The 13,470-nt window shown below is 53.3% G+C and carries 9 protein-coding genes; 3 read left to right on the forward strand and 6 right to left on the reverse strand.

What is annotated here, in order from left to right; all coding sequences use genetic code 11:
• Position 1 precedes the first annotated feature (1 nt).
• Positions 2-1,576 (reverse strand): acyl CoA:acetate/3-ketoacid CoA transferase, encoded by a 1,575-nt coding sequence (locus RIN56_17195; protein MDR7868536.1) that lies wholly within the window; start codon positions 1,574-1,576, stop codon positions 2-4.
• Between the two features lie 320 nt (positions 1,577-1,896).
• The gene (locus RIN56_17200) at positions 1,897-3,312 is read right to left on the reverse strand and encodes a sigma 54-interacting transcriptional regulator (protein ID MDR7868537.1); all 1,416 of its coding nucleotides are present in this window, start codon (positions 3,310-3,312) and stop codon (positions 1,897-1,899) included.
• Positions 3,313-3,591: 279 nt separating this feature from the next.
• On the opposite strand from RIN56_17200, the gene RIN56_17205 reads away from it, so the two are divergent.
• The 3 genes from RIN56_17205 (at position 3,592) to RIN56_17215 (ending at position 6,620) form a co-directional block, all read left to right on the forward strand.
• Entirely contained in the window at positions 3,592-4,557 is a 966-nt protein-coding gene (locus RIN56_17205) for a hydrogenase small subunit (GenBank protein MDR7868538.1), read from the forward strand.
• Positions 4,554-5,951, forward strand: coding sequence for a nickel-dependent hydrogenase large subunit (locus RIN56_17210; protein MDR7868539.1), 1,398 nt, complete (start codon positions 4,554-4,556; stop codon positions 5,949-5,951). Before RIN56_17205 ends, RIN56_17210 begins: the two co-directional genes overlap by 4 nt.
• 66 nt (positions 5,952-6,017) lie before the next feature.
• Positions 6,018-6,620, forward strand: coding sequence for a ferritin-like domain-containing protein (locus tag RIN56_17215; protein ID MDR7868540.1), 603 nt, complete (start codon positions 6,018-6,020; stop codon positions 6,618-6,620).
• A gap of 345 nt (positions 6,621-6,965) precedes the next feature.
• Here the strand turns inward: RIN56_17215 and RIN56_17220 are convergent, their stop codons facing one another.
• The 4 genes from RIN56_17220 to RIN56_17235 are packed head-to-tail and all read right to left on the reverse strand — an operon-like array spanning position 6,966 to position 12,892.
• Entirely contained in the window at positions 6,966-8,057 is a 1,092-nt protein-coding gene (locus RIN56_17220; GenBank protein MDR7868541.1) for a GNAT family N-acetyltransferase, read from the reverse strand.
• 58 nt (positions 8,058-8,115) lie between these two features.
• Positions 8,116-9,264 carry an ATP-binding cassette domain-containing protein gene (locus tag RIN56_17225; GenBank protein MDR7868542.1) on the reverse strand — a complete coding sequence of 383 codons (1,149 nt, stop codon included), beginning with the start codon at positions 9,262-9,264 and terminating at the stop codon, positions 8,116-8,118.
• Between the two features lie 4 nt (positions 9,265-9,268).
• On the reverse strand, positions 9,269-10,471 hold the full coding sequence (locus RIN56_17230; GenBank protein ID MDR7868543.1) for an efflux RND transporter periplasmic adaptor subunit: 1,203 nt from the start codon (positions 10,469-10,471) through the stop codon (positions 9,269-9,271).
• Positions 10,472-10,495: 24 nt separating this feature from the next.
• Positions 10,496-12,892, reverse strand: a complete 2,397-nt coding sequence (locus RIN56_17235) for an FtsX-like permease family protein (protein ID MDR7868544.1) — start codon at positions 12,890-12,892, stop codon at positions 10,496-10,498.
• Positions 12,893-13,470: the final 578 nt, after the last annotated feature.

A 13,470-nucleotide genomic window follows, 5' to 3' on the forward strand; every position in this document is an offset into this window, starting at 1 on the left:
ATCAACCTTTCACTTTGGCTTCGATAAGCGGCTTCAGTTCGCCCCACTTCGGCCGGAAAATGCCGGCCGGCATTGTTTTCAGGTTGGGTGAAATGCGTGGTTTGAAGTCCATCAGGGCCAGCACGTCTTTTTCGAGGTCGATCCCCGGGGCGATTTCCACAAGGGTCATCTCGCCATTCTCCAGGGTGAATACGGCCCGCTCGGTCACATACACCACCGGTTGTCCGACTTTGGCCGCATATTTGCCGCTGAAGGTGATTTGCTCGACCTGGGGAACAAATTTCTTGTTTTTGCCTTCGTTGACGATGACCAGTTTGCCGTCTTTCGCGGTAACCTCAAGTCCCCCGGCGGTAAAAGAGCCGCAGTACACCACTTTCTTGGAAGTTTGCGTAATATTGACAAAGCCGCCGCAGCCGACTACCCGGCCCTTAAATTTGCTGACATTGACGTTGCCGGACGTATCTGTCTGGGCAAGACCGAGGAAAGCCACGTCGATACCGCCGCCGTCGTAATAGTCGAACTGGGCATGATGTTCAACCACGGCTTCAACGTTATACGAGTGACCGAAATTGGGCAGGCTGGCCGGAACGCCGCCAATGCCTCCCACCTCGGTAGTCATGGTCATCAGGTCACTGACGCCTTCTTCGGCGGCAATTGCGGCGACGTCGCTGGGTATGCCAACCCCCAGGTTGACGATGGCGCCGGGAATAAGTTCCATTGCCGCCCGCCGGGCAATAATTTTACGATCGTCCATCGGCAGCTCAGGGATGTTGTTAAGAGGCACCTTGATCTCGCCGGCAAAGGCCGGACTATAATAAAGTCCTTCCGTCTGCCAGCTGCTTTCCTGTTTGCTGGCGACCACGATATAATCTACAAGTATGCCGGGAACGCGAACAGCCTTGGGGTGTAGCGTTCCGGCCTTGGCCAAATACTCTGCCTGAACAATTACGATGCCGCCGCTGTTCTTAGCCGCCTGAGCCACCGGCAGCGCTTCAACCAGCGGACCCTCCTTATCCATCGTCAGATTGCCGTGTTCGTCGACCGTAGTGCCGCGAATGATCGCGACATTTATCGGGAAGGTCGGATAGAACAGCCACTCCTCCCCTTCGAATTCCACAACTTTATTGATAGGCGCGGTGGTCATGGGATTCATTTTCCCGCCGTCCAGGCGCGGATCAACGAAAGTTCCCAGACCTACTTTCGTAAAAAGGCCGGGGCGCTTGGCGGCGATTTCACGGAAAAGATGGAGGATCGAGCCCTGCGGCAGGCAATAGGCTTCGATCTTGTTCTCGGCCACAAGACGCGACATATTAGCAGAGGAACCTATATGGGCACCTATCCAGCGTTTAACCAGACCTTCCTTGCCGAGCCTGGTTGTTCCGCGCTCCTTCCAGTCGCCGATGGCCGAGGCGTGCATTAACGTTATATTCCTGGGCTGCCCCGACTCTAGAAAACGTTTCTCGATGGCCTGTGCCACCTCTTCAGCCCAGCCCGCCAGGCCAAACCCTGTGGCGGCAACTGTCGCACCATCCTTAATCAGGTTCGCGGCCTGGTCAGCGGTTATCAGTTTTGACATAAATTCAGTCCTCCTTTGGCAATAACCAGAATAATGCACCTATATAACGCAACTTATATGCCAACAAGCGAAACACATCAAATATGCCCCGCCAACACAGTCTCAGCTTAAGGACCGCTACTTTTCACCTTAATTGAAACCAGTACCTTTTTTGGAACAATCAGACAATTACCGGCCAATCAATGTACCAAAAACGGTACATTATTTCTGATAATCACTTTCAAAAGATCGACCGCAACCCTGCCGGAACAATCTGCAAGATGACCACACATCACTAGCAAAAGTGGGTATGTACCGTTCGAGGTACATACCCACTTTTGCTAGTAACTATTTTTTGTCTTATCATAGGCCTTTAGTTTTCTGTATAATACCGTCCTATAAACACCCAGTCTCTTTGACGCCTCACCGACACGACCGCCGCAGGCCTGCAGCATATATCTGATATATCGCTCTTCAATCTTACCCATTACATCTTTAAGCGTGTATTTTGCGCCAAGTTGTTTGAAATAGTCCTGGAACAGATCACGCTGAACCCCGGCAGCCATCTTGACGCTTTCATCCGGATAGTCCTGCAGCCCGCTTATTACTCGCCGCTCGACAAGGTTTCTAAGTTCCCGCACATTGCCCGGCCAACTGTACCTTTGAAAAACTTCCAGCGTATCCAAGTCAAGTTCGGCTGCCGTCTCGTAGCGCTTGTTAAAGTCGGCCAGGAATTTCTTGGCGAGAGCCATTATATCTTCGGGACGCTCCCTGAGAGGCGGGATGCGAATCGGTATAACGTTTAGCCGGTAATAGAGATCGTTTCGGAAGCTGCCCTCTTCGGTCATTTTCTGCAAATCCTTGTTGGTAGCGGCAATTAACCTAAAGCTGATTTTTCGGTCAAAGTTACTGCCGATCCGCCTAACCTCGCTAGTTTCCAGCACCCTAAGCAGCTTAGACTGAAGATGGAGAGGCAGCTCGGAAATCTCGTCGAGAAAAAGCGTGCCCCTGTGGGCAGCCTCAAACAAACCGGTCTTCCCCTCCGCCTTGGCGCCAGTAAAAGCGCCTTTCTCATAGCCGAACAGCTCAGCCTCTACCAGATTCTCGGGAAAAGTCGCGCAATTTACGGCGATAAATGCCTCGGCAGCTTGTTTACTGTGCCTGTATATATATTTTGCCAATACCTCTTTACCTGTGCCTGATTCACCAATTAACAGCACAGTGCTGTTGGTCTGCGAAAGAGTATGCGCAGCGAGCAAAACTTGGCGCATAAGCCGGCTTTCCGCCACAATATCGGCATCATCCATAACCCGATTGCGCAGGTATTCGATTTCCCTTTTCCGGCGGTCTACAAGTTCGCTCTCCTCTCTACTCTGGCAGCTTTCACCCGAATCTCCGGGATGTGCAGTCGTAATAACAAGCGTGACCTTCCCCGCTTCATCAAACACAGGCGTGCTTGTGGAGGCATAGATGAGATTGAGGTTTGTTTTGAGGACGCCGCTAACTGCACGCTTATTCTTGACCGCTTCCATCACATTTGAGTTCGTATAGTAACCCTTGCTGACAAGCTCGTTAACGTTTGTTTTCAGCAGCCTGTCCAGCGTCATATCTAAAGTCAGGGCAGTAGCCGAATTCGCGAGCAGCACATTCCCGCGGCAATCCGTTACAAAGATCGGCTCCGGAAGATTATCCAGCACCTGTTGAAGGTTTTTAGTTTCAAGAAGGTGTTCATTTATTGTTTTACGTAATCTCGCCATATTATCTCCCGCATTGTCGGCTGAGCCGTAGCATCCTGAAGCTATAGGGATGCAATTTTTATGCCAAAATCCATATGTCGACGAACACAGATCTTCGCCGGATAAGCTAAATCATAACCGTATTACTTTTTGTAACCAGGCTCCCTTATCGTTTTAAGCTTTTCCCGTTCTATCAACGCAACGCACTTGACTTGCACCTTTGGGCGGAAATTTGACGAAGAAGTAATTGCCTGACCGTTGCCTGGCATATTCTGATATAAAACTGAATCGAGGTGACTTATGGAAAAAGCCGATTTCCTGCAATTGTGCCAAGACAACGCGGACTCTAACAGCAATACGTTATCGGCCAAAATACTGCCTGCCGTTCGACAATATCTGTCGAATAATCCTGGTAAAAAACTACCGGTAATCTGGCTGGAAACAAGCGACAGCGGCGACAACAACATTGCCTTCATGAACACGACCTATCCTTACTTACACCAGGTTTTTACCGACATGATTAATCTATTATACAGCAACACCTTCATGGCGGCCCAAGGCAGCGACGCTCTCCAGCTACTGAAGCACGCCGTCGAAGGCTACTTCGGCCCATTTACCCTGATTGTCGAAGGAGCTATACCGTTAAAAGACGGCGGCATCTACAACATTATCGCCCGAACCGAGAATGGACCAATAACAGCCCTGGAAGCGGTCCATCGCCTAGGAGCAGCCGCACAGTACGTCGTCGCAGCAGGCACATGTGCAAGCTTCGGCGGCGCTTCCGCAGCCGCTCCTAACACGACGGGGTCGGTCGGAGTAAGCCAGGTACTCAATCGGCAGGTGATAAACGTCAGCGGCTGCCCGGTAAATCCCGACTGGCTTGTGGGAACATTGGCCCACCTGTTGATGTTCGGAGTTCCGGAACTGGACGACCTCAACCGGCCCAGCCTCTTCTATGGAGTTACCGTTCACCGGCATTGCCAGCGACGTTCATACTTTGACAACAAAGAGTTCGCAGAAAACCTCGGCGATATCGAGTGCATGTTTTCCCTGGGCTGCTCCGGGCCCCGCACCGGTGCCGACTGCCCATATCGGCAATGGATCAATCACGTAAGCTGGCCGGTTAAAGCAAATACCCCCTGTATCGGTTGCACAAATCAGGACTTTCCCGATGGCTCGTCGCCTTTCTTTACTCCACTACCGCAAAAATTCAAGACTGGGAAAACTGGGCAACAGCCATCGGCCGGTAAAGGAGAGAAAGTATGAGCGTAAACAAAATTCTGCTCAGTCCCGTTACCCGCCTAAGCGGCCTGCTCAGTGTGGAACTCACAGTCGATGAAGGAACTATTGTTGAGGCCGATGTCAGTAGCACCATGTTCCGCGGCTTCGAATATATCATGCGGAACAGGCATGTCACAGACGCGGTTTATATGACCCAGCGTATCTGCGGCATCTGCTCCACCGCCCACGGAGCGGTGGCCAGCTACCTTTTGGACCAGTTTTACGACAACGACATCGGCGAAAACGCCCAATATCTGAGGAATATCATGTTCGGAGCCGACTTTCTCCAGAATCATATCCGCCACTTCTATTTCTTCGGGCTACCTGACTTCGTCATAATGCCGAATGAACCGCCTTTTCTTAATCAAAACTGTTGCGACTGCCGCCTCGACATCGACGACAACCGCCGCCTTGCCGGGCATTATATCGGGGCGGTCAAAGCGGCGGAAAAGAGCCATCAGCTTCTCGCCCTGTTTGGAGGGAAGGCCCCTCACCAGCATAGCTTTGTCCATGGCGGGGTCGCGGTCGCGCCTACGGCGGATAAAATAAATCAGGCACTTTCACTTGTACGTGATGTCCTGGACTTCATCCGAACCTGTCTGCTTCCGGATACCGACCTCATCGCGAAATACTATGAAGATTACTATCACATTGGGGAAACATCGGGACAGTTTCTCTCCTTCGGGCTATTCAGCTTCGGTGGCAAAAATGAGCATAATCTGTGGCAGCCAGGCGTCTTAGATGGCGGACGGCTTACCAGGCCGAAAATCGATCTGATCCGGGAAGACATCTCCAGAGCCTGGTTCGAGCGGGGAAGAATATCGGAAGAAGATGAAACGATACCCGCTCCGCGTAAACCGGGAGCCTATTCCTGGACAAAATCCGTTCTATATCGGGGGCGACATTACGAAGGGGGACCGCTTGCCAGAATGCTCATTAATGGCTTTTACCGCGGTGGAAGATCAACAATGGACAGGATTGTCGCCCGTTCCCTTGAAACGCTTTTGATAGCCGAGCTCATCGAAGAATGGTTACAGAAGCTGCGCCCCGGAGATCCGCCTTTAAACCAGAAAAAAGAACTTGTCCGCACTGAAGCGATTGCCGTTACCGACGCCATGAGGGGCACCCTGCTCCATTGCGCACGAATCAAGCAAGACCGGGTGGAAAGATACGACATCATCACCCCCACTGCATGGAACTTTTCCCCGAAAGACGAGCACGGCCGGCGGGGTCCGGCCGAAACCGCCCTGGTCGGCACGGAGATACCAGCCCCGGAACTTAAATATGTTATCCCCGGCCGTATCATACGCTCATTCGACCCCTGCCTATCATGCGCTACACATTTATTGGAGAAACCTACAGCCCAAACCAAAACATAAAATAATTTAAACACTTTTCCTTTTTACTCATATAATATATTGACCATAATATAGGAGGGGAAACCTATGGCTAAGCACGTATGTTATCCGGCCAAAGCCGGTTATAGCTGTCCCCCGTCATGCGAGCCTGACGTCGATGAGTGCCCTAACCACCCCGATTTATACCTGCTCCGGGACGCAGCAGCGGATGAACGCGGCGCAATTGCCGACTATCTGACCTGTGCCGCCGAAACTTGTATGGATGAACTCTTTTTGGACGTGACCGAAGATGAAATGCAGCATTATGTTGAAACAATGCGATTAGTAACCCTGTTCGACCCAGTACAGGCTGAAATGTTCGAAGAGGAAGACCTCGGCTTTCTGGTGATGCAACGGCCGGTAGGCAAGCCGAAATGGGCGCCCATGAAAAAAGCCCCGGAAAAAGAGGCCGATGTAGCGGTAATTCCGCCGAATAAAAAAGATTTGCCGGCGATCCGCTGCATTACGAAGGCCATCCAAGATGAACTGCACGCTATTAATAAGTATCAGCGTTATATGAATGACGCTGAAGATTCCCGCGTAAAAGCCCACTTTTGTAAACTTATGAATGACGAAAAGGAGCATGTCGCCGAATTTACCGCGGCGCTTTTCGAACTCACCCACGAACCCCTTCCGGCGGAAACCGATTAATCAGGCGTCGGCTTCGTAAGGTTATCGCATGTATTTGCTGGTGACAAACCCCTCAGGCAATCGCTTCCTCTGCCGCTCTTTTGAGCAATACGCTAGGAGACAAAACCACCAATAAAACGTTATCGACAGATAATTTCCCCATTAATGGAACAACGAGGAGTGAAATCACTCCTCGTTGTTCTCCGGGAACCGGAATTCGGTTTGTATTCTAAAAATACACTATCGGTCAGCATCTTAGGCCCCTACTATTCTTGAATGCCTCGTGCGACTGGAGTAAATTTTCGCAACGGGTCAACGTTTATCCTTCTGTCTCGTTATTAGTCCAAGATTTTGTCCGTATCCCCATCACGCAAATTTAAATCGGCGTTGACATACATCAAACTCCAGCACCTTGTAATGCTTGTACTCCGTACCGCCAAAATGGCTGATAAGACTTCGGGAAGGGAAATTCTCGTCCATAATCCAGCCGCTCTCACACTGGCTATACCGGTCTTTAGCAAGGCAAAAGCAGTTGTGCAGAAGGCCGAAAATCAGCCCTGATCCTCGATATTTAGGCAACACCCCAATTTCCGCGACCTTGAACCTCGTTATCCTAGGCCAGCCGATACGATATTTGATCAAGGTTGCCAAGCCGATCGACTTGCCGGGCGTAATCAGTTCGTTCAAATCAGGATGCCAAAGCACGTAGCCGACCGCCCGGCCTTCATCTTCGGCAAAGATTAAGTGCTCTCCCCGCAAGAATGGTCGGAGAGCCTCATACATTTCGCCATTCTCCTCCTTAGTCCTCTCCCAATACAAAGGATGCTCCTCAAAACACTCGTTAATCAGCCGGGTATAGATTTCAACCTCCCGCTCCAACTGTTTAAAGTCAGCTACGCGGTACTTGAAACGTTTATTCAGCCTGGCGAACAAAGACCGGTATTTAACAAAACCAAGCGACGCAAGATCGAAAACATATGATGCCAGGCCATGCTCATTGTCGGCATGGCCTTTTAAATAATCATAGTAATATGGCGGATTGAATGAAGACCAAAAGGACACCGGCTTGTCAAAATTGTCGCATAAAAGACCCATACCGTAATTCATATGACCGTTTATGCCTACGATTACCTTGCCGATCCCCCGTGCAGCCGCGCTTCTCTTCGCGTGGTCCAGCAGCATCATGATAGCGGTCCGGTCATCCAGCGCCTCAAAAAAGGCCATACTCAGATACCCCGGGAGCTTCTCGCTGGAAATAAGCACTGTGGCAGCCAAAAGTTTACCGCCATCATAAACGCCGGCAAGAGACTTTTCGATATGCCTGCTGAAAGGACTCTGGCCGCTGACAATATCTTTAATCAGCGGCGACATACTGTCACGATATTGGTGATAATGGCGGTAAATATCGGTTGTTAACGCCCCATAATCGCGCCACTCAAAATCCGGCCTAATCTCCATACGCACCCCCGCTGATAAATCCGGACCCCGAATTCCGTGCGAGCCGGCCAGTTGCCTCTTACAGCTCTATTTGCGCCGGTGGTAGCGGGTAGGGGTTCCTGTAGCTTTCTACCAACTGTCCGTTGCGCATCTTGAAAATGCGGTCAGCCATCGCCGCAATAGCGGTATTATGGGTAACGACCACCACCGTCCGGCCGTCGGCGCGACACAAGCGCCCGAGAAGTTCCAGCACGACCTTGCCGCTTTTGCTGTCAAGCGCTCCCGTCGGTTCGTCGCAGAGCAGGATTTTCGGCTGTTTGATAAGGGCCCGGGCGATAGAGACCCGTTGCTGCTCGCCGCCGGAGAGCTGCGAAGGAAAGTGGTCCAGCCGGTCCGCAAGGCCCACCTCCTGAAAAACTTCGGCCAAGGATAACGGGTTATCCGCCATTTCGGCGGCCAGGAGGACATTTTCCCCGGCCGTGAGGTCTGGGATCAGGTGGTAAAACTGAAAAATGAAGCCGACTTCCTGTCGCCGGTAACGTGTCAGGAGACGGTCGTCCGCCCCGGCGACCTCCACGCCTGAGTACAGGATCCGCCCGCCGGACGGCTGATCCATGCCGCCGATGAGATTCAGCAGGGTGCTTTTGCCGCAGCCGCTCGGACCAAGGATAACGACCAACTCTCCCGGGTAAATGTCCAGACTGGTCGGATGCAGCGCCTGAACAGGGACGGCGCCTGTCGTATAAGTCCTGCTGACATTTTCCAGGACAACCAGGGGAATTTGCGGGGCCGCATCCCGGAGTACCGCGAGTTTTTCGCCGCTTTCCCTTCTTTTCCACTCCGCGGCGGTCTGGAGCACGTTTTTGATTTCGGGGATGTGGCTAACATCGCGAAAAGCGACCACCATGCCGATTTTCTCGGGGACTTCCGTCTGCCCGGAATAAACCAGGCTGCATTTCAAAAAGAGCAATTTGCGGATTCGCCCGGTAAAAAAGGGGACAACAAACATATCTCCGGGGTACTGCTGCAGAACAAAATTCAAAATGACCTGGTTGAATTCATCGTTCTCCGCATGGTCGAAAAAGTGAAGCCCAAATGGCTGGTTCACCACCTCCACCTGCTGCATTTCCAGTATCTCGGCGGCCGCTGCATTGAAAACATCGATTCTTCCTTGCATGGTTAGGGCCATGATGCCCTCGGCACAATAATCCCCGTTGATGGCCTTCACCGCCTTAATTCCTTGCGTCGCTGATGCGAACGCGCGCTCTTTCGGTAATCTCCCCTCTTCTGGCGGTTATGACGGTATCCTGCGGCTTGAGGCCCTCAAGAATCTCCGCCTGCACCCTGTTTTTCAGGCCGACCGTCACCTTGCGGCATTCAGCCCGGCCGGCGGATACTATCCAAACCTCATACTGACCCAGGGCATTCATTACCAGCGCTTCCCGGGGAATGAGCAACGCATCGTCCTTGAAACGGGTGATGATCGAAACCTTCACCTCATAGCCGGAACGCAGGTTGCCCCATTCGGGCAGATCGGCGATGACCCGCACTCGGCGCTGAATGACGCCCAACGCCGACACCTTTTCGAACGCCTGCGGATAGATGTCGCTGACAGTGCCGGTGACCGGGGCCGCAAGCACGGGTGAACCGACCGTCACCTTTTGGCCAAGGGCAACATACCCCATGTTGTCACTAAGAACGTCCACATTGACACGGGTCCGGCCAGCTTTGCCGATTTTGGCGACAACCGCCCCCTGGACAACATACTCTCCTTCTTTGGGCACCAAATAAATCACGGCGCCATCTGCCGGACTCTTGACGGCGAGCTGGTTCACTTTCCGGTCGGCGGATTGCTGCTGCCGGCGCAGAGCCGTCAACTGCCGCTCCAAATCGCCGGTGATTTCGCCGGTCGAGTATGTCCGGCTGCGCAGCCTGTCCAGCGCCAGCTTGGCCTCGTCGAATTCCTGCTGGCTTATGGCCCCGGCCGCCAGCAGAGCTTTTCTCTGGGCGAATTTCCTTTCCGCGTCGGTAAGTTCATACAGGGCGATTTGGCGATTGTTCCGGGCGTCATTCAGGGATGCGGCGACCCGGTTGGCCTGCGCATCGGTATTTTCCCGCAGCGAATCGGTTTCCGGCGAGTCCAGGAGCAGGAGTGTCTGGCTTTGCTTCACCTTTTGCCCGCGCTCGACTTCCAGTCGTCCTATATAGCCGTTCACCGGCGCCAGGACGTCATATTCCTCGTCAGCCTGGATATAACCGATTTCATCCACCGTTACCGTGATGCTGCCGCGGGTTGCCTTGGCGGTGCTCACCTCAACGGCGCCGGCGAAGAAAAACAAGTACAGCAGCCACAGTCCAGCAGCCGCAGCGATGCCGGCAACCAGCTTATTCCTATGGCCATCTAATAAATTCTTAGGTTTCTCCGCTGCAAACATCCCTGACCTCCCTCGTTTTCCAGCCTAATCCCGATTATTCAACACTTCAACCACGGACAAATGCTTGATCCGGAGCATCGCCAACAGGTGTCCGGCCACAGCGAAAAGCGCTGTCAGGCCAGCCGCGATAAAGTATGTGGAAGGATACACGATCAGCGGCCAAGTAAAAGATTCGTTGCTGGCCGCCGTCAAGAAAGAAAACCCGGCGCTTTTCCCCAGCGGAAACCCCAGCAGCAGTGCCAGCGCGAGCGTCAGCACGATTTCGTTGAAAAGAAGCACAGCTACTTGATCCAGACTCCAGCCGATAACCCGCAGAGTGGCCAATTCACGCTGCCGGTCGCTCAAGTTTAACACCGACGTGAGGAAGACGATCGTGACGCCCAGTAAGCCGGCAATCGCGATCATGATACACGTGAAATACGTCATGCTTCCTACCAATTGGGCAAATATCTCAACCCAGGCCGCTTTGCTCTGCGCGTAGGCCACCTCCGGAATCGCCAGCAAACGAAGCTCCAGATTCGGAAAAGATTCCCGGTCTGTCTTCAACAGCAGGACATTGATCGCGTCTCTTTCACGCACAAGTCGCTGGACGGCCGCCTGCGACATAAAGGATACTCCCCCAAGGTCCTGTTGGGCGATGCCCACGACCCGGAAAGCATCCTGATAAGAGTCGCCCCTTAGCGGCCGAGTCCGGATCTGGACCCGGTCGCCTACTGACAGGCCCAGTTTCTCCGCGACTTTCGAGTTCAGCAGGATGCCTTCCTCCGGGATAGCGAGCGCCCTTCCCGCCGCATTGAAAGGTTGAAGCATCCGGCCGGCGGGATTTACGCCGAAGATGACCCCTTCTTTGGGTTCCCTTTGCGCCCCTTCCCGCTGCAGCGGCGAGAAACTGGCGTTAATTTCGAGAACCGGCTCGACATCGCGGATACCGTCCCAATCCCGCAGGTACAAGACATCCCCGGACTTAACGGCATTGTTCAGGCCGACGTAATAGTCATAACGGTTTTCCTGCGTAAAAAAACGCACGCTCAGGTAATGCCGCGAATCGAGATAACAGAGGGAAAGGACCAGCATCGCGACAGTAACTGTCAAACCGGTCGCGGTGACCGCAAAACGCCCGCGGTTACGGGCGATCGAGCGCAGGGTCATCTTCCAGGAACTGAACAGGCCTTGTTGCCAGGTACCGGCTGCAGTGTTCGGCCGCGACCGATTATAGGCGACCGCCGCGCTCAAAGCCTCGGACGGTTGGAGGCCGGCAATCTTGCGGGCCGAAAGCAGACTGACGCCGATTCCGGCCAGGACCGACCCTATTATGATCGCGGCGAGTATCGCCGGCCCGGTAGCCTCATAGCGGCCGGGAAGAGCAAGAAGGCCGGCGAAGGTTGCGAAGGAGTCCGCCCCCAACACCGATCCCGCCGCGAGGCCGAGCAGCATTCCCGCCAGCGTGACGGCCAACGCGTACGCTGCAAAATATACCGTCACCGTGCGCGTTTCGCAGCCGAGCGCCTTCATCACGCCGATCTGGCGCTGCTGCAGGCTGATGTACCGGTGCAGGCACATATACATGATTCCGGCCGCAGCCGCAAAAAAACCGGTGGGAACAATGGCCGTGCTTGATCTCAGACCGTCAATCTGGGAAGCGACATGCTTAACGCTCGCCTGCTCTTTGCTGGCATAACTTGCGACCAGCCCATACGGCTCCAGGAGATTCCGGATACTGTCCGCCACCAGCAGGGCATTGGCGCCGCCGGAGAAACGGACCAAGACCTGGTTGACCTCGCCCTCCATATCCAGTATCTTTTCGGCATTGCGCCGCGGAACATGGAAGACGGCAAAATCTCGCCGGTCGGGAAAATCACGGTCGCTGCGCATCTTGAAGAGATAGTCGGGACTGGTTGCCGCGCCTTCCACGATAATAAGAGCCTGCCGTTTTCGGGCCATGATGCTGAGCTCCGCGCCGGCCTGCAGCCGGTGGGCGGCAAAATACTGGGAATCCACATAAGCTTTGATGCCGAAATCCGCCCGCAGATTTTCCTCCGTGGGCACAGGGCCGGCAACAACACAAAAGCCATTAACAGGCGCCGTTTCCCCCGGTTCGAAACTCAGCATCCGGCCGACGCCGCGCGGGACCCCGTCCTCCATGACCTTAACATCTTCCTGAATCCGGCCGGTCACCTGTTCGACCCCGGGAAGCGACTCGATCGAACGCAGCACCGTCACCGGCGCCCGCTGCACATGAAAATAATGGTCGGCAGCGCGCGTATCCTGGTAAAAATCCGCCTGCACCCGGGTCAAGTTTGACAGGGCAAGGTTCATTCCATAATAACAGCCGACGCCTAATGCAATCAGGACAGCCATCGCGGCGAACTGACCGGCTGTTTCGGTTATGGCTCGCGCTAGCTTGTGCCACAAAACGCCCATTTTCTTTGACCTTCCCCAGCAGATATCCCCAGGAAGCAACAGCCAGAAACGACAACCATTGACACCAATTTAATTCTAAGGTGTTTTCGCCAGCAGGTTTTCGGCTCCTCCAAAGTGGTACCGTGACCCTGCAAATCCACTCACAATTCGCTCGCCTATGTACCGGGGTAAAGCGATGCACGGCGGGGGACAGGTCACTTATGACATGCTCCCTATTTCAAGACCGCCTCGCGCCAACAAAAACCACCATTTTATCTACTTTCTCTAGCAATATTACTATATTTTTGCAAATATTGAACTATACTAAAGTATAGTCAGAAGAAAAAAAAAGTATAGGTTTTGCTATACTTTACGTGATCTTCTGCTATGAGTATCAAGTTTATTTAAGACAAAATACTTAGCCATACAATTTATAGGCAGAGATGTATCGCGAGCTGTGGTGTGCCGAAGTAGACGCTCGGCACGGCAAATTGCTATCCGCCCAATTGAACCGACGGTCGGAGTTTGGTCATTTGGGATGTTACCCCATGAGGCCAACAATCCCGTGTATCACACCGATAGGTGCAGAATTAGCTCAG

The sequence above is a fragment of the Sporomusaceae bacterium genome, assembly GCA_031460455.1.
Taxonomy (GTDB): Bacteria; Bacillota; Negativicutes; order Sporomusales; family UBA7701; genus Anaeroselena.

Bases quoted from the DNA above. Each gene is read 5' to 3' on its own strand.
- RIN56_17230 (MDR7868543.1), bottom strand. From the start codon at position 10,471: ATGTTTGCAGCGGAGAAACCTAAGAATTTATTAGATGGCCATAGGAAT.
- RIN56_17200 (MDR7868537.1), bottom strand. From the start codon at position 3,312: ATGGCGAGATTACGTAAAACAATAAATGAACACCTTCTTGAAACTAAA.
- RIN56_17195 (MDR7868536.1), bottom strand. From the start codon at position 1,576: ATGTCAAAACTGATAACCGCTGACCAGGCCGCGAACCTGATTAAGGAT.
- RIN56_17210 (MDR7868539.1), top strand. From the start codon at position 4,554: ATGAGCGTAAACAAAATTCTGCTCAGTCCCGTTACCCGCCTAAGCGGC.
- RIN56_17205 (MDR7868538.1), top strand. From the start codon at position 3,592: ATGGAAAAAGCCGATTTCCTGCAATTGTGCCAAGACAACGCGGACTCT.
- RIN56_17215 (MDR7868540.1), top strand. From the start codon at position 6,018: ATGGCTAAGCACGTATGTTATCCGGCCAAAGCCGGTTATAGCTGTCCC.
- RIN56_17220 (MDR7868541.1), bottom strand. From the start codon at position 8,057: ATGGAGATTAGGCCGGATTTTGAGTGGCGCGATTATGGGGCGTTAACA.
- RIN56_17235 (MDR7868544.1), bottom strand. From the start codon at position 12,892: ATGGGCGTTTTGTGGCACAAGCTAGCGCGAGCCATAACCGAAACAGCC.